Source organism: uncultured Thioclava sp., from assembly GCF_913064665.1.
GTDB classification, from domain to species: Bacteria; Pseudomonadota; Alphaproteobacteria; order Rhodobacterales; family Rhodobacteraceae; genus Thioclava; species Thioclava arctica.
In genome coordinates this window covers 23,167-42,834 of sequence record NZ_CAJYBT010000017.1, presented here as the reverse complement: position 1 = coordinate 42,834, position 19,668 = coordinate 23,167, and the positions used below count along the sequence as shown (strand labels likewise).

At 58.6% G+C, this 19,668-nt stretch carries 21 protein-coding genes and 1 tRNA gene; 8 read left to right on the top strand and 14 right to left on the bottom strand.

The features are described 5' to 3' along the window. Positions 1–94: 94 nt before the first annotated feature. From QZ571_RS09235 to QZ571_RS09220, 4 genes are all read right to left on the bottom strand, one after another. A complete protein-coding gene (locus QZ571_RS09235) occupies positions 95–394 on the bottom strand; it encodes a DUF302 domain-containing protein (RefSeq protein WP_295533732.1) in 300 nt (99 codons plus the stop codon). A 268-nt stretch (positions 395–662) separates the two neighbouring features. Further along, positions 663–1,592 carry a bifunctional riboflavin kinase/FAD synthetase gene (locus QZ571_RS09230; RefSeq protein WP_295533731.1) on the bottom strand — a complete coding sequence of 310 codons (930 nt, stop codon included), beginning with the start codon at positions 1,590–1,592 and terminating at the stop codon, positions 663–665. A gap of 29 nt (positions 1,593–1,621) precedes the next feature. Then, complete coding sequence (locus QZ571_RS09225; protein WP_295533781.1) at positions 1,622–2,065, bottom strand: MaoC family dehydratase; 444 nt, start codon at positions 2,063–2,065, stop codon at positions 1,622–1,624. Positions 2,066–2,193: 128 nt separating this feature from the next. Then, positions 2,194–3,072, bottom strand: a complete 879-nt coding sequence (locus QZ571_RS09220; RefSeq protein ID WP_295533730.1) for a TIGR01459 family HAD-type hydrolase — start codon at positions 3,070–3,072, stop codon at positions 2,194–2,196. A gap of 592 nt (positions 3,073–3,664) precedes the next feature. On the opposite strand from QZ571_RS09220, the gene QZ571_RS09215 reads away from it, so the two are divergent. The 3 genes from QZ571_RS09215 (at position 3,665) to QZ571_RS09205 (ending at position 5,558) form a co-directional block, all read left to right on the top strand. After that, on the top strand, positions 3,665–4,276 hold the full coding sequence (locus QZ571_RS09215; protein WP_295533729.1) for an autoinducer binding domain-containing protein: 612 nt from the start codon (positions 3,665–3,667) through the stop codon (positions 4,274–4,276). Positions 4,277–4,328: 52 nt separating this feature from the next. After that, positions 4,329–4,916 carry an acyl-homoserine-lactone synthase gene (locus QZ571_RS09210; RefSeq protein ID WP_295533727.1) on the top strand — a complete coding sequence of 196 codons (588 nt, stop codon included), beginning with the start codon at positions 4,329–4,331 and terminating at the stop codon, positions 4,914–4,916. 435 nt (positions 4,917–5,351) lie between these two features. Continuing rightward, positions 5,352–5,558, top strand: coding sequence for a cold-shock protein (locus QZ571_RS09205; RefSeq protein WP_295533725.1), 207 nt, complete (start codon positions 5,352–5,354; stop codon positions 5,556–5,558). Between the two features lie 45 nt (positions 5,559–5,603). On the opposite strand, the gene QZ571_RS09200 is transcribed toward QZ571_RS09205, so the two are convergent. Next, on the bottom strand, positions 5,604–5,777 hold the full coding sequence (locus QZ571_RS09200) for a hypothetical protein (protein WP_295533723.1): 174 nt from the start codon (positions 5,775–5,777) through the stop codon (positions 5,604–5,606). 11 nt (positions 5,778–5,788) lie between these two features. Between QZ571_RS09200 and QZ571_RS09195 the strand changes: the two genes are divergently transcribed. Both QZ571_RS09195 and QZ571_RS09190 read left to right on the top strand, forming a co-directional pair. After that, entirely contained in the window at positions 5,789–6,172 is a 384-nt protein-coding gene (locus QZ571_RS09195; RefSeq protein WP_295533721.1) for a hypothetical protein, read from the top strand. 377 nt (positions 6,173–6,549) lie between these two features. Beyond that, the gene (locus tag QZ571_RS09190; protein ID WP_295533719.1) at positions 6,550–7,032 is read left to right on the top strand and encodes a fasciclin domain-containing protein; all 483 of its coding nucleotides are present in this window, start codon (positions 6,550–6,552) and stop codon (positions 7,030–7,032) included. Positions 7,033–7,229: 197 nt separating this feature from the next. On the opposite strand, the gene ugpC is transcribed toward QZ571_RS09190, so the two are convergent. From ugpC to QZ571_RS09165, 5 genes are all read right to left on the bottom strand, one after another. Further along, entirely contained in the window at positions 7,230–8,288 is a 1,059-nt protein-coding gene (gene ugpC / locus QZ571_RS09185) for a sn-glycerol-3-phosphate ABC transporter ATP-binding protein UgpC (RefSeq protein ID WP_295533717.1), read from the bottom strand. 8 nt (positions 8,289–8,296) lie between these two features. Beyond that, positions 8,297–9,133, bottom strand: a complete 837-nt coding sequence (gene ugpE, locus QZ571_RS09180) for a sn-glycerol-3-phosphate ABC transporter permease UgpE (RefSeq protein ID WP_295533779.1) — start codon at positions 9,131–9,133, stop codon at positions 8,297–8,299. 41 nt (positions 9,134–9,174) lie between these two features. After that, on the bottom strand, positions 9,175–10,056 hold the full coding sequence (ugpA, locus tag QZ571_RS09175) for a sn-glycerol-3-phosphate ABC transporter permease UgpA (RefSeq protein WP_295533715.1): 882 nt from the start codon (positions 10,054–10,056) through the stop codon (positions 9,175–9,177). 60 nt (positions 10,057–10,116) lie between these two features. Beyond that, positions 10,117–11,430 carry a sn-glycerol-3-phosphate ABC transporter substrate-binding protein UgpB gene (gene ugpB / locus QZ571_RS09170; protein ID WP_295533713.1) on the bottom strand — a complete coding sequence of 438 codons (1,314 nt, stop codon included), beginning with the start codon at positions 11,428–11,430 and terminating at the stop codon, positions 10,117–10,119. Positions 11,431–11,657: 227 nt separating this feature from the next. Next, positions 11,658–12,083, bottom strand: coding sequence for an autoinducer binding domain-containing protein (locus QZ571_RS09165; protein ID WP_295533712.1), 426 nt, complete (start codon positions 12,081–12,083; stop codon positions 11,658–11,660). 100 nt (positions 12,084–12,183) lie between these two features. On the opposite strand from QZ571_RS09165, the gene QZ571_RS09160 reads away from it, so the two are divergent. Further along, positions 12,184–12,792 (top strand): autoinducer binding domain-containing protein, encoded by a 609-nt coding sequence (locus QZ571_RS09160; protein ID WP_295533710.1) that lies wholly within the window; start codon positions 12,184–12,186, stop codon positions 12,790–12,792. Positions 12,793–12,864: 72 nt separating this feature from the next. Then, positions 12,865–13,533 (top strand): acyl-homoserine-lactone synthase, encoded by a 669-nt coding sequence (locus QZ571_RS09155; RefSeq protein ID WP_295533708.1) that lies wholly within the window; start codon positions 12,865–12,867, stop codon positions 13,531–13,533. Between the two features lie 83 nt (positions 13,534–13,616). Here QZ571_RS09155 and QZ571_RS09150 read toward each other — a convergent pair whose 3' ends face one another. After that, positions 13,617–15,029, bottom strand: a complete 1,413-nt coding sequence (locus QZ571_RS09150) for a PLP-dependent aminotransferase family protein (protein WP_295533705.1) — start codon at positions 15,027–15,029, stop codon at positions 13,617–13,619. A 1-nt stretch (position 15,030) separates the two neighbouring features. Here QZ571_RS09150 and QZ571_RS09145 point away from each other — a divergent pair, with 1 nt between their 5' ends. Beyond that, positions 15,031–15,306 (top strand): DUF1127 domain-containing protein, encoded by a 276-nt coding sequence (locus QZ571_RS09145; protein WP_295533703.1) that lies wholly within the window; start codon positions 15,031–15,033, stop codon positions 15,304–15,306. Positions 15,307–15,450: 144 nt separating this feature from the next. Here QZ571_RS09145 and QZ571_RS09140 read toward each other — a convergent pair whose 3' ends face one another. The 3 genes from QZ571_RS09140 to QZ571_RS09130 form a co-directional block, all read right to left on the bottom strand. Continuing rightward, positions 15,451–16,215 (bottom strand): Hint domain-containing protein, encoded by a 765-nt coding sequence (locus tag QZ571_RS09140; RefSeq protein WP_295533701.1) that lies wholly within the window; start codon positions 16,213–16,215, stop codon positions 15,451–15,453. A 225-nt stretch (positions 16,216–16,440) separates the two neighbouring features. Continuing rightward, a complete protein-coding gene (locus QZ571_RS09135) occupies positions 16,441–18,726 on the bottom strand; it encodes a Hint domain-containing protein (protein WP_295533699.1) in 2,286 nt (761 codons plus the stop codon). An 826-nt stretch (positions 18,727–19,552) separates the two neighbouring features. Next, positions 19,553–19,636: transfer RNA gene (locus QZ571_RS09130), tRNA-Leu, on the bottom strand. Between the last annotated feature and the right edge of the window lie 32 nt (positions 19,637–19,668).

The window sequence follows — 19,668 nt, the reverse complement described above, 5'->3', positions numbered from 1 at the left end:
ATTGCGCGCAAATGGAAAGGGGGCACACAGTAGCGCGATGAACACGCCTCTGTGCGCCCCCTCACAGCAAAGGCTTTCAGCCCAGCCGCAGCAGTTATTCCTTGGCCGCTGTCGCCGTCAGTTTCGCCAAAGCGCCCGTCATCTTGGTGGCGAATTCCGCGCTGGGGTCGACCGACGTGCCGGCGAACATGTCATCAACGCTTTGATAGATCAGCATGGTCTGGCCATCCTCATCCGCCACCAGAACGCACAGCAGCAGGACCACACCGGCGCGAATATCTTGCTGCATCGCGGGCATGCCCAGCAGCGGGTTGCCAAAAATCACCAACGTCGCATCGGGCATTTCCATATCAACGGCAGCCGCGCCGCTGGCGTGATCGACGCGGGCGAACACGGTGCCCCCGCCTTTTGCGCCGCTGCCTCAAAGCGATCTGCAACTTCGGACACCGAGCCACAGGCGGGCACTTGCACGTATTCGGCAACGCCGGAGCTGGCCGCGAACACAAGCGCCACGGCACCCAGCAAATTGCGCCCCCGGCAATTGGGCCCAGCGAGTTGATATGGCATGATAAATCCTCCGGTTGGAGGGATGCAACGCATGCGGGCGTGCCATATTCCCGCTTTCGTGAGCACAGGTAAGCGTGCGTGAGCGAGACTTGCGCCTAGGTCAGCGCCCGCGCGCGGTCACAATCGGCCGCCATCTGCGCCACCAGCGCCTCAAGGCTGTCGAATTTCATCTCGGGGCGGAGATATTCGACGAGGGCGACCGAGACATGCTCGCCATAAAGATCGCCTTTGAAATCAAAGATATAGGTTTCAAGATTTGGGGTATTCTCGCCAAACATCGGACGCACGCCAAGACTGGAAGCACCGCGATAGCTGCCCTGATGCGGCCCGCTCAGCACATCGAGTTTGACCGCGTAAACCCCGAGCTTGGGCAGGTGTAGCCCCGCCACCGACATGTTCGCGGTGGGATAGCCCAATTCGCGGCCCCGTTTCTCGCCATGCAGCACCGCGCCCTCGATACGGTGCAAATGGCCTAGCATTGCGGCTGCCTCTTGCGGGCGTCCCTCGGCCAAAGCCGCGCGAATCGCGGTCGATGACGCCTCGACCCCATCGACATGCAACAAGGGCGCGATGGTCACGTTGAACCCGTAACGCTGCCCCAGATCCGTCAGCATCGCCGCATCGCCCTCGCGGCCCTTCCCAAAACGGAAATCACCGCCCACCGCGACATGGGACACGCCCAAGCCCTGCCCCAACACATCGCGCGCGAAATGATCGGCGCTTTGATCGGCCAATTCAGCGTTGAAGGGCAATTCAAACAAGACATCGACGCCCAGCTTGGCCAGACGATTGGCCCGCGCCTCGGGGTTCATCAGGCGAAACGGCGCAACCGTTTTGCCCGCGCGGGCGGCGAAAAACTCGCGCGGATGGGGTTCAAACGTGATCACACCCAAAGGGGCTGCGCGGCCCCGCGCCTGATCAATCACCGATTGGTGACCAAGATGGAGCCCGTCGAAATTGCCCATCGCAACCGAGGCACCACGGGCCGATTTCAGCAGCGATTTCCAGTCAAAGTAGCGTTCCATCACCCCGCCTTCCGGCATGGGTCGCCGGATCAGTCGAACTTGCGCGAGGGCGCCAGAACCAGCGCCTCTCCCTTGAGCACCACCGTATCGCCCACCGCGCAATGGGTTTCAAGCGTGACACGGCGACGCGAATGGTCGATCGCGGTCACTTTGACCTCAGCATAGACCACATCGCCCGGCCGCACCGGCGCCATGAACTTGAGCGACTGGCCCAGATAGACCGTGCCATGGCCGGGAAGCTGTTCGCCGATCACTGCAGAAATCAGCCCCGCCGTCAGCATTCCATGCGCGATGCGCCCCTCGAAGATCGTGTCTTGGGCATAGGCATCATCCAGATGGACCGGGTTATGATCGGTCGAGACCTCGGCGAACAGCTCAATGTCGCGATTGGTAATTTCCTTGCGCAGATAGCGCAGCATCCCGATCTCAAGATCTTCGATGCAGATCGTGCCGCGCGGCAAATTGTCGAGCATATCCATCGGTCCCTGCCTGAAGCCATGTTGCACTGCAGCATAGCACATGCAGCAGAGCGCGCAAGATGCCAGCGCAACTTATTTACCCGAAAGCAGCCTGCAGCGCAACAAAGTTACCGGGCCGAATATCAGCGCAAAGTGCCAATCGTGTAGCGCGGATCCGTTTGACGTGCACCGAGCCATGCCCGCAGCAACTCGGGATCGGGGTTTTTCTGATCCGCGCCGAACTGGTCATGCGCCAAGCCGCCGGTCACGAACAGACAATCAATCCCCTCTCCTGCGGCACCGGGCACATCGGTATTGATACCATCGCCAATCGCGAGGATGCGACCGTCATCGCCCCCACCGATCGCCGCCAGCTTGCGCCGCGCCATGTCATAGATCGGCGGGTGCGGTTTGCCAAAATACATCGCCTCGCCGCCCATATCTTCATACAAGACCGCCAGCGCCCCGGCGCAGTAGATTCGCTGATCGCCCATATCCACCACGACATCAGGATTGGCGCAAAGCATTGGAAGTCCGCGTGTTTTCGCCAAAAGGAACTTGGCGCGGTAATCCTCGGGCACCTCGTTGGCCTCATCAAACGGGCCAGTGCAAACGATCCCCTCGGCGTCATCGAAATCGACCCGCTCGATATCGGCCTGGCCCTGCCATTCTGTGGGAATCTCGGTGAAGAACCCGTCATCTTTGCTTGGCCCCAAATGCCAGACCTTGCGCCCGAGCGCGCCCGCGAACATCGCATCCTGCGCGGCATCACCTGACGAAACGACCAGATCATAGGCATCTTTCGGGCAGCCCATCCGATCCAGAGATTCGATCACGAACCGCGCAGGGCGCGGCGCATTGGTCAACAAGACGACCTTGCCGCCTCGCGCGCGAAACCCTTGCAGAGCGGCGACGGCCTCGGGGAACGGTGTCACGCCATTGTGCAGACAGCCCCACAGGTCGCAAAACAGCGTATCATAGGGGGCGGAAATCTCGGCAAGCGAGGAAATGATCTGTGTCATGGGGGGCCTTTCGAAGCGTTGCGATGCCGGGGCAGTTCCCGAACCTTTTGCACACAGCATATGGCACGCAAAGACGCGAAGGCAAAGTGACGGATGCAGTGTTAATCAAGCCCGCCAAGGCGCAGCCCACCTGACGCGAGAATTCTGCGGCAAACTGGCACAGCCCATTTCCAGCCTTCGAAGAAATGACGTGGCGCAAGTCCGCCCTCAGCGCCCCGATACCAACGACATATGTGGCGCCTGCAACAAAGGTGGGCCTACACGATTCCACTGGAAAACCTGCATATTTGGCAATGGCGGCCTTCAATATCGGGCGCACAAAGAACGCTGAACGCGCGGAAACGTCACGTTCATCAGGGGGATAGTTACGCAAGAGACCGAAAACTTATAAACAAAACCTATCACTTGGGAAAATCGCTTGGCAGATGCGCTATGCGCCCCTCCAACAGACGCAAACCGGAGCCCAAACGCATGCCGCCGCGTCAATGCGTGCCAACCCGGTTCAAGGCCAGACTGCCCGCAGCAGAAGCCCCATATTCAGACAATGCGATTTTAGGTTGACGGACCTTAACGGCACTTATTTAAGTAAATTATGTCCATTTCAAAAGCCCTCACTGTGCCCTTTTCCGAACTCCAACAGCTTGCGCCCTGCGGATATAGCGTTGGGCTGCACATTCGCTTTGCCAGCCCGCTTGTTTATGAAAGCTCGTATCCCAGCGCCTGGATCAAATTTTACAACGACCAGGCGTATTATCTCAGAGATCCCTTGGTGTTTTGGGGAATCGGAACGGCTGGAACCACGCGGTGGAGCGAAATTCCGCTGCCAGATCCGTTTGGTGTGATTGCCAAAGCGGCAAGCTATGGCCTGAAATATGGCGCGGTCTCTTCTTACGGCCCGATCACGTCGCGATCCATCGTTGGAATCAGCCACACTGATCGTGAATTCAACGATGAAGAATTGTCCGAACTGAGCGAAATTACGGCTCGGCTGCATGTTGCGGCGGAACCTCCATCCGAGTTGACGAAAGCTCAAGTCGAGGCACTTCAGTGTGTCGCGAATGGGGATCGGCACACTGCTGCTGCAGCAAAACTCGGGATATCGGAGAGCGCATTGAAAGCACGCCTGAAATCGGCGCGGATTCGATTGGAAGCGCGCACGACATCGGAGGCTTTGCGCAAGGCTAGGGAATATCAATACCTTTAGCACGTGGCGGCCCATCTGACCGGTTTTTTCAACCCCAGACGGAGGCACTCCAATGGAAGTCACAACCCTTTCTTACAAAAATCTACACAACCATGGCGAACTTTTCGCAAACATGTTTCGCGCAAGACATCGTGCATTCATTGTGCAAAACAAATGGAAACTCCCCGAAGCCGACGGGATGGAATTCGACCAATATGACACCCCCGCCAGCCGCTGGGTTGCGGTCCATGATCGTGGGATCGTCATGGCGGGTGTTCGCCTGACGCCCACCACGCATCAATGCGGAATCTACACCTATATGATCCGTGATGCACAGCGCGGCTTGCTTGAGACGATTCCAGAAAACCTGCTTTTCGACGAGGCTCCGACCGCGTCACATATTTGGGAAAGCTCAAGGGTTTTCGTAAGTGACAGTGTCCCGGCGAAGCTGAGGATGCGTGTTCAGATGCAGTTGATTAATGAAATGGTGATTTCAGCGCGTCAATTGGGAGCCACGAGCGTGATCGGCATGATCCCCGAAAATTCGCCCCGCCTTGCGCGGCGCGTTGGGCTTGATTGCGTTGCGGCGGGTCCGGTTCTTGAGATCGAAGGGTCGCGCAGCGTTTGCGTGAACATCAACATGGCAACGAAGATGCATTGATTTTGTTGCAGGCTCGCGCGCGCAGCTGCTTGTGCGCGCGCGGTTTTCGCAACTTGATCGCCCGGCCCCTGTGACCTGCGCTTGGGTCGATAAGGCGCCTCCCTGGCCAGATCGATATATGATCGGCCGTCCATACACCTGCCCCTCGGGCGATCTCGGAAAAGCGCAACACAGGTTTCTCAGTCTTTTTTGTTTGCAACGAATCTGGATCCGTCGGCGCAAAACCGCCAAGTCGTGCGGCAGTCGTCAGTATGGATCCAAGATGGGCGATATAAGGCATAGACAAGCGGGCGGCGCTCTGTCATAAGGGGCGGGCTACGTTTCCTATATCGATCCCCTGCGTTCCCTACCGGACTTCAGCGAACTCGATCTTGGCCGACTGCGCCACGCTGTTGCACTTCCGCGAACAGGTTGAATACTAAAGGAGATCTCACGATGGCCACTGGTACCGTGAAATGGTTTAACGCAACTAAAGGCTTCGGCTTTATCGCACCCGACACCGGCGGAAAAGATGTCTTCCTGCACATCTCCGCTGTTGAGCGTGCTGGCTTGACCTCGGTGAACGACGATCAGAAAGTCACCTATGACGTCGAATCCGGCCGTGACGGCCGTGAGTCGGCTGCGAACCTTCAGCTCGCCTGAACGGTTTGACCGAATTCGGAACGGGGCGCCTTCGGGCGCCCTTTTTCATTTGCACGCCCCCAGGAAGATGACGATCTGTTTCTGGTTGCCGCCCGACAGGTTGCCCACCGCCTGACGACAGCGTGGCGTCTTGATCTTGAGCGCGTCGTAAGAGCGATCGAAAATCGCGATCTCGGCGCCATCAAGAATTGGCCCCGCTCGCGGCTGCACCCGCAGCAATCTGGACCTGCTTGCGCCAGCTTGATCTGCAGGCGCCCGCGCTTGATACCGCCGTGCTGAACGAGGCAATCCTGCGCTCGCTGATCCGCACCCTGCCGCAATCGGGTCGCGCATGTTTGAAGAGGCGCGCATGGCCATCGCTGCGCGCGATTGCGCGCTTTGATACGGATATCACGCTGATGGAAAAGCCCGATCGCGACTTGACGCCCCATGATCGGGGGCGCAAAGCGGCCTATGTTTGGGCCAGGCGCGCCTTGGAAGACGGATTCATAAAGACCCGCACCCATCGTTCGCCGCGCGAAATGCTGCACGGGCCCGCAGGCGCGCTTTTGCCCGATAAGAAGCCGATCTTCTTGCGCGCCCGATCAGCAATCACTTTAAACTCACGGTGCTGATTGATCGCCCAGACCTGTTTCACAGCCTCGAAATTGGAGAAATGTTCAGCGCAGGCGCGACTTTTTTGGAGGCCTTTGGATGGCGCGTGATCTGCCTGCCCGCGAAAGACTGGTGGGGCCAACCCGCAGGAAGTAACGCAGTCGATCTTGCAGGAACTGGGCGCGCTTGACGCAGTGCGCTGATAAGCGCGGCTTTTGAGCGATCTCTGTCGCGCGCGATCCACGTCTTTGATCGGCAGGTTTTCGCACAAAGGCCATGCGCGGGGTCCCAAATTCTCGCGAAGGCGTGCGCATCCGTGATCTTCCTGTGATCCATTTTTCTCGCCTCGACGTAACCCTAACACGATCCACACGTGTTCAAACCAGGGAGTATGAGTATGCTCAGAAGAACCTTCATCGCGGCGATTGTTGCTGGCACCGCCCTCGTTTCCACCCCCGTTCATGCGGCCGATATGGATATCGTCGATACTGCCGTTGCTGCAGGCAATTTTGAAACGCTTGTTGCCGCCGTTCAGGCCGCTGGGCTTGTCGAGACGCTGAAGGGCGAAGGCCCTTTCACCGTCTTTGCCCCCACCGACGCGGCCTTTGCCAAGCTGCCTGCGGGCACGGTTGAGGATTTGCTCAAGCCTGAAAACAAAGACAAACTGAGCGCGATCCTCACCTATCACGTCGTTCCGGGCAAAGTGATGTCAGGCGATCTGAGCGATGGTTTGATGGCTGCGACCGTTCAGGGATCACAGGTCACGATCAAGACCGATCCCGCCGTGATGGTCGACGGCGCGACGGTGACGCAGGCTGATATCGAGGCCAGCAATGGCGTGATCCATGTGATCGACTCGGTGATCATGCCCAAGATGTAACCCGAACTTGGCCACACACCTTGGTGGCTTTCATCGGCTTGCCCGCGCGAAATCAGGTTTCGCGCGGGCGACTTTTCTGGGCACCGCCGCGATGCCTCATGGGCTTGCACGCATATAAGAGACGCAAACGCATCTTGGCGGGACTGTCATGTTTCGCGCAAGCGAACCGATGGCGCGCAATCTTCCCCGCCCCAAAGTCAGACGGGTTCGATGCGCTTGCCGCTTTCGGAGTCAAAAAAGTGGAAATGCGCGGGATCGGCGGTGAGTTTCAACATCTCACGCCCGATATTGCTGCGATGCACGCCCGGCAAAGCGGCGGTCATCGTCTCACCCGAACCAGCAAGCACGCCATGCAACAGAGTATTGGCACCCAATGGCTCAGCCAGATGCACCTCAAGCGCGATGGCGCCTTGCGGGTCGGGGCGCAAATGCTCGGGGCGGATGCCAAAGCTGACGGGGCCATCGGGCAGACTGCATTGACCCAGCACCGCGTCCCCCAGTTTGATCTGCCCGCCCTTGATCTGGGCTGGCAGGATATTCATCGAGGGACTGCCGATAAACTGTGCGGCAAAGATCGTGACGGGGCGCTCATAGACCTCCAATGGCGTGCCGATCTGCTCGGCCACGCCAGCATTCATCACGATCATCCGGTCAGCCATGGTCATCGCCTCGACCTGATCATGGGTCACGTATAGCGCAGTGATACCCAGCTTGGCCTGCAATTCGCGGATCTCGACACGCATCTGAACGCGCAGCTTGGCGTCAAGGTTCGAGAGCGGCTCGTCAAACAGGAACACCGCCGGCTCGCGCACGATGGCGCGCCCCATTGCGACGCGCTGCCGCTGCCCGCCCGATAGTTGCTTGGGCTTGCGATCCAGCAACTCACCCAGTTGCAACAGGGCGGCGGCTTGCTCCACCTTGGCGGTGATCTCGGCCTTTGGCAGCCGCGCAATTTTCAGCCCGTAGCCCATGTTCTGGCGCACCGACATATGCGGATAAAGCGCGTAATTCTGAAACACCATCGCGATGTCGCGATCCATCGGCTCAATTTCGTTGACACGCTTGCCACCGATGCGCACCTCGCCCTCAGAGACGCTTTCCAGCCCCGCGACCATGCGCAACAGCGTGGATTTCCCGCAGCCCGAGGGGCCGACAATCACGATGAATTCACCATCCTCGATTTGCGTGCTGACGCCGTGGATCACCTCGGTGGAGCCAAAGCGTTTCTTGACGTTGTCCAGTTCGACCGTTGCCATTGCCTGTCCTATTTCTCGCTATCCACAAGACCGCGGATGAAGAGTTTCTGCATCGAAATCACCACGATCACCGGCGGGATCATCGCCAAGATCGAGGTCGCCATGATCACCGGCCAATCCGCGATATCATCGCCCGAGGGGAACATCTGTTTGATGCCCATGACGACCGTGTTCATCGAGGGATCGGTGGTGATCAGAAGCGGCCAGAGATACTGGTTCCAGCCGTAAATAAAGAGAATGACGAAGAGTGCTGCGATATTGGTGCGGCTCATCGGCAGCAGAATATCGACGAAAAACCGCATCGGGCGCGCGCCATCGACGCGGGCCGCCTCGGCCAGCTCATCGGGCACCGTCAGGAAGAACTGGCGAAACAGAAACGTCGCTGTGGCCGAGGCGATCAGCGGCAAGATCAGCCCCGAATAGCTATTGAGCATGCCAAAGCCGGCAATCACCTGATAGGTCGGCACGATGCGCACTTCGACAGGCAGCATCAGCGTGATAAAGATCAGCCAGAAGAAGAAATTGCGCCCCGGAAAGCGGAAATAGACGATCGCAAAGGCCGACAGGATCGAAATCGCGATCTTGCCCACGGCAATCCCCATCGCCATCACCAGCGAGTTCAGCAACATCGTTGCCACCGGCACGTTCACGCCCGAAAACAGCGCGCGTTTATAGTTGGTGAGGAACTGATCGCCCGGCAGCAGCGGCATCGGCGGATGGGTGATCGCGGCTTGCGGCACCGTCGAGGCCACAAAGGCCAGCCAGATCGGGAAGAAGATCACCAGCACGCCCAAAATCATCAGCGCATGGGTAAACCACAGGCCACGCCCGCGCTTTTCGACCATGCCGGGGGGCGGCTCTTTGAGGGGGGTGGATGCGTTTGCCATCAGTAATGCACCCGTTTCTCGATGAACTTGAATTGCAGCACCGTCAGCAGCCCCACGACCAGCAGCAAGATCACCGATTGCGCGGCAGATGAGCCCAGATCCTGTCCGACGAACCCGTCGGCATAGACCTTGTAGACAAGGATCGTGGTGGCCTGTTGCGGCCCGCCGCTGGTGATCGTGTGAATGACGCCAAAGGTTTCAAAGAACGCATAGACGATATTGACCACCAGCAGGAAAAACGTGGTCGGAGACAGCAGCGGCAGCACGATCGTAAAGAACCGCCGCCAAAAGCGCGCCCCATCAATCGCTGCCGCTTCGATCACCGATTTCGGCACAGCTTGCAGGGCGGCGAAATAGAACAGGAAGTTATAGCTGATGCGCCCCCAGGACGAGGCCACAACGACCAGCCCCATCGCCTCGTTCTGGTTGAGCACGTAGTTCCAATCATAGCCCAGCAGGCCGAGATACCACGCGACAATCCCGATACGGGTGTTGAACATGAACAGCCACAAAACGCCCGCGACAGCCGGTGCCACCGCATAGGGCCAGATCAGCATGGTGCGATAGGCCCCCGCCCCTTTGACCAGCCGATCCGCCAACACCGCCAAAAACAGCGCCGGGATCATCGAAACCAGCGTCACCAGCGTGGAAAACACCGCCGTCGTCAGAAAGGAGGCCCGGTAATAGGGATCGCTTAGCAAGTATTCGAAATTGCCCAGCCCGACATATTGCATCGACAGGCCGAACGGGTCGGGAATGAACAAAGATTGCCACACCGCCTCGCCCGCGGGGTAGAAAAAGAACACCCCCGAAATCACAAGCTGCGGAGCGATCAGCAAAAGCGGCAACAGCCAGCCCTTGAAGGTGACGCGTTTTTCCATTCCGGCCTCGGCAAAAGGAAATCGCGGGCAGCGCAAATGCCGCCCGCGACAGGGTTGGTCTTAGCGGTTAGCTTGTTCGAAGCGGCGCAGCAACTGGTTGCCCCGCGTCACAGCCGTATCAAGCGCATCCTGCGCCGTCTTGTCACCCGACCAAACGGCTTCCAGCTCTTCGTCGATGATCGAACGGATCTGGTCGAAATTGCCAAGACGGATGCCCTTGGAATTGCCAGTCGGCTCTTTCGTGGTCATCTGGATCACTGCAACATCGGTGCCCGGATTCGCTTTGTAAAAGCCTTGCTCGCGCGTCAGGTCCGCCGCGGCCTTGGTAATCGGCAGATAGCCAGTGTCCTGGTGCCATTTCGCCTGCACCTCGGGCGAGGACAGAAAGCTCAGGAATTCGGCCACGCCCTTGTAATCCTCGGCCGGCTTGCCCGCCATTACCCAAAGCGAGGCGCCCCCGATGATGGTGTTTTGCGGCGCGCCTGCGACATCGGACCAATAGGGCAGCGGATGGACTTCGAAGTTGAACTTGGCTTCAGCCTTGATGCCCGCGTAACCCGCCGAGCTTTCGGTGAACAGCGCACAGGAGCCAGCGCGGAAATCCGCCCCGCCCTCGTTGCGACGACCCTTGTAGATGAACTCACCCTTCTTGGCCCAATCGCCCAAGGTCTGGATGTGTTTGACCTGCACGGGGCCGTTGAATTCCAGCTCGGTATCGAGCCCGCCAAAGCCGTTCTCTTTGCTGGCAAACGGGACGTTGTGATAGGCCGACAGGTTTTCCAGCTGGATCCAGCTTTGCCAAGCGGTGGTCATCGGGCAATCAACGCCCGCCGCCTTGAGTTTATCAAGCACCGGACCGATGCTTTCCCAGGTGCTCAGATCGGCATCCTTGGCCACGCCTGCCTTGTCGAGCAGATCGCGATTGACCCAAAGAACCGGCGTCGAGGAATTGAACGGCAGCGACAGCATTTTGCCATCGGTATCCGTGTAATAGCCCTTCACCGCGCCGATATAATCGTCAGCATTGAACGGCACGCCCGCATCGGCCATCACCTGATAGACCGGCTTGATCGCGCCCTTGGCTGCCATCATCGTGGCGGTACCGACTTCGAACACCATCAAGATATCGGGCTGCTCTCCGGCGCGGAACGCCGCGATCCCGGCATTGAGCGTTTCCGAGTAGTTACCCTTGTAATTGGCCACGACTTTATAGTCGCTTTGGCTGGCATTGAACTGCGCGACTTGCGCGTCCACCAACTCACCCAACCGTCCGGTAAAGGCGTGCCAGAACTGAATGTCAGTCTGCGCGAAAGCCGCGAATGGCGACAGCAGCGCCGACGAGGCGACAAGAGCGCCCAGTGCAAAATTCTTCATGTTTTCCTCCCAAGTGGGTAGCGGGATATGATTGGCATTTCATGCTCTTGCGACCTGAGAGGTCGCCCACGCCACGCTGCCTAGTCTGCTTATGTAACAGCGCGATTACAAGACTGTTATCAAATAGGGTTTTCTTCTAGCCAATAACGAACAGCGCCTTGCACGCTGATTGCAAAGCCCCAAGAGCCTGCGATGCGGCGATCGCCCTGCCCCGGCTGATCTGGCAATCAAAGCGTCTCTGCGGTCAGATCATGTAATTGTGATGTCATATCCAAGAGTTTTTGCGCCTCGGCCGCGCTAAAAGCGCGATCCGACCGGGTGAATCCCGCAATCGAGCGTGAACTGAGCGCCCCCACTGCGCAGGTCAACCCGTTGGTCAAACCATGCGCTGCGGCATCCGCCAGAATCCCAGCAGGATCATCAAGATCTTTCCAATACACGAACCCCGTTTTGCTCAGGCCCCATTTCACCACCGGATCTTCGACGATCATGCCCTGTTCGTCGTAGTGATCAATCCAGCTTTGCGGGTATGTACGATACAAAATATTGGGCCGAGCAAAGCGGATATGAAGCGCGAAAGCGTATCCTGAGTCGCACAGCGCCCCGGTCTCGTTCAGGATTTGCACAACCGAATGTCGAATTTCGGTTTTCATATGCCGAATACAATCATAGGTTAAGTCCCAATGCCCCCAAGTCTCCAATGAAGAGAGACTAAATATCACCCTTTTGAAACGCAAGTAGCTTGACCTGCGAATGACCTTGAAACGAAGCCAGCCCTACCTCCAGACGCTTGCGCCTGCTGGCTTTTATGTAGCCTTGCGGGTTGGATATTCATTTCCCGAAGAGGAAATGAACGCGCTCGATTCAAACTGGGTCGATATCTACACCCGACGGGGGTTGTTCGTACATGACCCGTCGATGCGCTGGATTTACAGCAATCAGGGGGCAATCCGCTGGAGCGAACTGGCGTTGCCTGATCCGGCGGGCGTGATTCCTTTGGCGCGCGATTTAAACCTCAATTTCGGCGCGACGATTTCGGTCAGGGGCGATGCCGATGTCGGGCGGCGCAGTTATGCGGTGTTGTTTCGTGCCGATCGCGAGTTCGATGATCGCGAGCTTACCGAGACGTTTGCGATGCTCAAACGGCTGCACACGCGCGGGCAAAGCGGCCCCAGCCTGACGGATGCCGAGGCCGAAGCGATCCGGATGCGCGCCGATGGGTTGCTGTTGAAGCAGATTGCGGCAGAACTGGCGATTTCGGAAAGCGCGGTGAAGGCGCGCATCTCTTCGGCCTGCCGGAAACTTGGCGCAAAGAACGCCATCGAGTTGCTGGCAATCGCATCCGCGAGGCGACTCATTTAGCGCGATTCAACTCAAGGTGGTAATTCTTTAACCAATTAGTGCTTGTGATTAACCATCCAAAAGGAGGTTAACATGCACGCTAAAACATTCGAATTTTCTCAACTGCATCAACATGGAACCGCGTTTTACGACTTCTTGCGCCTGCGCAAGAAAGTCTTCGTGGATCAGCTTGGCTGGGACGTTCCCCACAATAGCGATGTCGAGATGGACCAATATGACACGCCCCTCGCGCATTATTCGATCGTCCTCAAAGACGGCAATGTTGTGGGCGGCGCGCGCGCAATGTCCACCACGGCGATCTGGGGCCCCAACACCTATATGCTGCGCGACGCGCATCTGGGAAAGCTAGGCCATATCCCCGCGCAAGTGCTACCCGATGACATCGCCTCGGACCGCATCTGGGAATGCACGCGGCTAGTGATTTCAGACGCGCTGAGCACGCAGGTTGAACGCACCGCCTGCCTTGGCATGATCGTGGATGGTCTGGTCGAACGCGCGATGGCTCGGGGCGCAGAGGAGCTGATCTGCCTGTCATCGCTCGCCCTGATGCGTGCCTTGCGTCAGGTGGGCTATGATGTCAGCCGAATGGGCCCGGTCTATCGCAATGACGAGGACGGGCGCAGCTATGCCGCCTTGCGAATGCCGGTGGCATTTTCAAACGCGCGGCGCGCGCAGATGGGCGGTGCAAAGATCCCCATGCCTCTATCAACCGCCCGGCACGCGATCCGCCCGGCCGCCTAAACTGCCGCCTGATCTGGCACTAGGTCTGGTATCCTTAAAACTGGCTCAACCCCCAAAGGTTTACGCACACCTTGGGGGGCGTGTCAGACCAGCAAATCGTTGGGCATACGCTCCAGCAAGCGCTTGAGTGTGTCGATCGCTTGGCGAAACCGCTCTTCGCTGACGCCGCCCGCCAGCGCGATGCGCACGGCATTGGGGGCCTGCCCGTCTTGAAGCACATATTCATCCGCCGCGCGCAGCAGCACACCCTCGGCCTCGGCCATGCGTGCGAAGGCCGACGCCCGCCAGCCCAGCGGCAGCGTCAGCCAGACAAAGCTCAGCCCCGGCTGCCAGCCCAATTCCTGATCCCCAAGCGCCTGTAGCAGCATCTGCAACCGCCGCCCCATCTCGGCCTGCGCGCGATGCTTCAGATCCAGCGCTTCGCCGCTTTCAAACAGTTGCGTCATGATATCGGTCACCGGACGCGACAGGCCGAAATAGCTGTGCTGCGCGGTTAAGCGACCCGCCTCGCCCATCCCCTCGGGCGCGACCACGATGCCAAAACGCATCCCCGCCGAGATTGATTTCGACAGTGAGGAAATATGCCAGCAGCGCTCGGGCGCGAGGCTGCGCAGGCTGGCCAGACCGGTGACGGGGGCAGTGTAGCAATCATCCTCAATGATTTGTAGATCATGGCGGCGCGCGACCTCGATCAGTGCGTGCCGGCGCGCCATTCCCATCCGCCCGGCGGTGGGATTTTGCGCATCGGGGGTAACGCACACCAACTGCCCGCCATGACGCCGACAGGCCGCATCCAGCGCCTCGGGGATCATCCCTTCGCTGTCAATCGCAACGGCGCGGATCTCAGCCCGGTTGAGACGGGCTGCGTGGCGAAAACCGGGATAGGCCAGCGCCTCGGCATGGATCACCGGACGCTCGCCGCGCAAACAGCATTGCATCACCACATTGATCCCGTTCTGCCCGCCATGGGTCAGCACCAGATCATCCGCCGTGACCGTGTCGAAATCGGTATATTCGCTGAACCAACTCAATGCGGCTCGGCGACAATATTCGTCGCGCTTGAGGCCGGGATATTCCAGATAATGCCCGCCGATATCATGCGCCGCCGCGATCATCGCGCGCGAAAGTGCCTCAGTCTGGCCAATATCGGGCAGCTGTGGCGAGCGCAGATCGACAATGCCCTCTTCGGCCTCGGGGTCGCGCGTCGACATCGGATAAATCGTTTCGGTCGGACCCATCCGGCGAGATTGTGTCGATACAAACGTGCCGCGCCCCACAACGGCCTGCAAAAGCCCCTCTTGCGTGGCGATCTGATAGCCCCGCGCGACCGTGCCCGGCGTGACTCCAAGGCGCCAGGCCAAGTCCCTGACGGTGGGGAGTTTTGCCCCCGGCGCAAGGTCTCCGCGGCGTATCCCCTCGCGCAGGGCCCGCACCAAGGCGAGGTATTTCGGGCCGCTTTGGCGGGTAAGGTCTGCTGTCCAGCTTGTATCAGTCACAATGTTTCTCTGGCTGAGTCATTTCGCTCTTTGTATTCATCGCATACCAGATCAACTGGCATTGTATCAACACAAGAAAGGCTTCCCCATGTTGACCCTCTCGCGGACCCGCCCCGCCCTCGCCCGTCACGCCACCCATGGCCTGACCGCGCGCGTTGCGCGCGTGCTGTCTGCGTATCGGTCGCGCAAAGCCTTGGGGAAGCTTGATGATCGCCTATTGAGCGACATCGGAGTCAGCCGCGCCACTGCGCAAATCGAGATGCGCCGCTTCCTGTGACGCAAGCGGGTCCTCTGTTTCCCCGGAGGCTCCGTCATCTGGCCGGGCCCTGCGCCCGGCCTTTTTTTAATCGCCAATTTGCAAACGACCGGACGCGATAGCGCCCGGTCTTTGTCGTGCAAACTGCATCAGAGGGCAGTCGGCCTAGGAATGATCGTGGCGCACCAAGGGCAATGCGGACGCATCGGGACGCACCGGCGCATAGTCGTCCCCGTCAAAGACACCGGGCAGCACGGCCATCAAATCGGCACGCGACTGCGCTGAGAGAGCCGCGACATTATTTGCCGTCGGGCGGAAACTTTCGGACCAGATACCATTGGCCAAAACCAGTTCATGGTGATCAAAAAGCAGTTGGAAATAGGTCACCTCGGAACAGGCGCACTGCGTCACCCCGTCCAGCCCGACCAGATCGCGCGCCTTCACCAATTGCTCTCCGGTCACGCCCAACGCGGGCACGTTCGACAGCAGACGGTGATTGGGCGAAACGGTGATTTCGGTTTCGGGCAGATCGATACCCAAGGCGTTGGCCGCCAAACGCACCGGGCGCAGCAGCGGGTTGAGCCCCAGCATATGCCAGTCAAAGCGGCGCACACCAATCCAGCGCAGCTCCTGCAGGCCATTGTCGCGCGTCACCACACGCTGGCCTGCGCGCAGATCTGCTACGGCGACCTCTCCGGCCTGCGTGGTGATACGTGCATCTTGAGTAAAACAGGGCAGCGCCGAGATAACCTGCGCGATCTCACCGCTATAAAGCAGCTGACCTTTTGCGTCATAGCCACGCAAAAGGCCGTTGCGTTCATCATAATCGCTGAATTCAAGGCGCAGGATCTGTGCCGAATTGGGCCCGTGTTCTGCGAACACAGAAGACAGAAACGGGGCTTCGCCCGATATGTTCGCCATTAAGCTCATGCGCAATTCTGCCGCAGCCATCCTCGCCCATCCCCTCGGCATAGTGCCGATGAACTTGAGCCCCCATAAAAAAGGTATGACAGAAAGACTTGTAATGAAACGTAAAAAAGCCAAAATTTCGCCACGATCTGCGAAATTGAGCGTTTCCTTAAATGAAACAGACATAAACTGTTCCAGACATGCCTGCGCCCGAGACCTTGAGCCCGGGCGCAGTCTCAAATGAGATCAGCCGTTCAGAAGAACCGCAGTCTCATGCTTTTTGAGCGTTTTGCGCGCCGCCTGATAGTCTTGACGACCCTCAGAGGTTTGCAGCGCCGGGAACAGTTCAAAGATTTCCTGACGCTGAGAATTGCCCATGCCGCCCAAGGTCATATCGCCCGGCTGGAAGCTTTCGGTCCAGGCGCCGTTGCCCAGAATTACCTCATGGCGATCGAACATAAAGTGCAGATAGCTGGTGCCCAGAGTCTGCGCCTTGGCGATGCCCGCATTGCCAATCAGGTGCTTGGCTGCGACCAAAACCTCATGCTCTTCGAAATAGAGCGCGGTCTTGTCATTGGCGACCAGCATCCGGTGGTTGGGCGAGACCAGCATGTCACGCTCGGGTAGATCATTGCCAAGCGAGCCAGCCTTGATCAGCACCGGAGCCAAATGCGGCGCGTCTGCCAGATCGTCGCGGGTCATATCGCAACGCCCGGCCCAACGGATCTCTTGGATGCCGTTGTCGCGCGTCAAAACCTTGTCGCCTTCTTTGAGCGTCTCGGCAGGCACTTCGCCTTTCGGAGTCGCGATCAAGGTGCCCGGCGTAAAGCAAGGGATCACACGCTCCATATTGGAGAATTGCAGCGTGCCATCCGGGTTGCCATTGCTATCCAGGAACGTGACCGTGCCCGCATAGGAGCTGACACCCGAAACCGGATCGTAAGCGGTGACATGGCTGTCAACACGCAGCGGCCCCGCCCCCGTCAGATCGAGCGTGTCGAAGTTATCGCCCCCCTGACCGCCATCCAGCGTATCGCCAACGCCATCAGCCTGCGAGTCAACAATGAACAGGTCACGATCATCGCCACCCGAGACCGAGTCGCTGCCCGTGCCGCCAACCAGCGTGTCATTGCCCGAACCGCCCATGACCGTATCGTCGCCCGAACCGCCGTTCAGCGAGTCGTTGCCAGCGTCGCCCGAAAGCGTGTCATTGCCCTGCTCGCCATACAGCACGTCACCGCCGGTGCCGCCGCTGATCACGTCATTGCCCGGCTCACCGGTATCGGTGGCGACGGGAACGGTCTCGCAGTGGATGTCGGTGATCGTGATCGCCTGATCGGTGTTGGCACCGTTGGCATAGCCGATCGAGAGTTTCGCGGTCGGATCCGCGATTTCGACCAGAACCGAGCCCACCGCATCGTCCGAGTGCAAGCTACCCGTGTCGGAATCGGTGCCGGTGATGGTGTAGGTGCCGGTGGTGGCATCATAGCTGACGGTCTGATGACCCGACGGCGTGATCTTGATATCGACCGGTTTGCCGTCGCCGTCCAAGGCCTGCAGCGTCACCACATCGACGTGGTTATCCGAAGGGTTGCCCCTGTCCAGATCGTTGATACGGAACGAGGTATTTTGAACTTCGCCGGTATAATCGGAATTGTCCGAGCTGAAGGTCAACGTCGTCAACGAGGTCGGATCAACACCGCCCTCCCCGCCACAGCCATAGAGTTTCAGACCGGAATGCGCGTCAAACGTGGCACCGCCGGTATATTCGGTGGTGTTGGTGTAGCTCGCCGTTGCGCCGTGATCGAGCACGGTGAAATCGAACGCCACTTTGGTGTCGCCCAGATCAACAGTTTGATCCTCGATCTTGCCGCAATCGGTTTTGAAATTCCCCCAATCAACGGTTTGATTCACCGGATCGGCGGCAGGCGGGCTCGCAATGCCGCCATTGTCGCCATAAATCGTGTCATTGCCGGAATCGCCATTGAGCGTGTCATTGCCGCCCTGACCATAGATCAGATCATTGCCTGCGCCCCCATCGACCGAGTCATTGCCCGCGCCCGCAAAAACGGTGTCATTTCCCGCACCCGCCTTGATGATGTCATCATTGGACGTGACATGGGGCAGGATCGCGTCGTTATGATCCACCATGTCGCCCTGAGGATCGCCGGTGTAGTGGGCATCGATCAGATCATTGCCCGAGGTGCCTTCGACGATACCGTCGGGCTTTTCCTCGTCGACCTGAATGTGCACCGTGGCACTGTCATGACCGCCGTTGCCATCTGAAACAGTATAGCAGATTTCTGCCGTGCCCGCGAAACCGGGAGCTGGTGTAAAGGTCAGCGTGCCGTCGGAATTGACCACAACCGAGCCATGGGTCGATGTGGGCGTCCCGAAAATGCGCAGCTTGTCACAGTCTGGATCAGTGTCGTTGGCCAAAACATCAATTTTGACTGCTGTGTTAAAGGCCGTCTCAGCCGTGTCATCATGGGCAACAGGGTTATTGTTGCAATCCCAATACCAAAGCGTCATCCCTACGTCTCCTTTTACACCGTCGGTCAATCGACCCGTGCGCCGTCAATTCTGAAGGCGCAAATGGCAGCGCCGATTTTTCGTCAGGGCTTACGCCCCGGTGATTTGCTGTGAAGATCGGGTTGTTTCGCTACTGCGTGCAGACAACGTCCCAAGATCAGGCCCAACCGATATCATCGGTGCACCTGTCAATGTTGCGAGTATCGCTGCGCCTTTTGGCGCGTCTCGCTGGCAGCTGTCGAACACACATCCGTAGATGCCGTCCCCTCACTGGCCACCCCCATGGCCATGATGCCCCACAATTGGGCATGCGTCGAAAATGGACACAGACGCGCCATAATGAAAGCGGAATTTGCCATCTTCTCGCCGCATTTACCCCGATTTCCGCGCAAATCGGCCGGGATCCAGCGCATCCAATCCACCTACACCGAAAGGATTGTTTCAAGAGCACCCCAAAAAGATGCGGGCAATTCCTTTAAAACCTGTCCTTTAGGATTGGTGAGCAGGCCATAAACCGCGTTTCAGGACAAAAGAGCGCCGGTGATTGTTCGCGCTCCGGAAACATACCGACCCCGTAATCGTTTCCACAGCGTGGCTAATCTGTGGCCAATTCGCGGCCATAGTCGTGACACAAAGTTGTGAACATTGTTCTCAGATTGCGGCTAAATGAGGCGATATCCGCCTTTTGTTCTACCAATCCCGCCCCGACAGCCCGAATCACCTTTTGGCAACGAATCTGCACGCCGAATTGAACGGCCGTGTATGACGCGATTGCGCGCGCCCAGAGGCGCTAACGCATACAATCTAAAGGAGTATTGGGCTGGGCTGGTGCCCGAGGCGAGACTCGAACTCGCACGATTTGCATCGGCGGATTTTGAATCCGCTGCGTCTACCATTCCGCCACTCGGGCCCAGTTCGCTTCCTCTAGCGAAACCGCGCGGC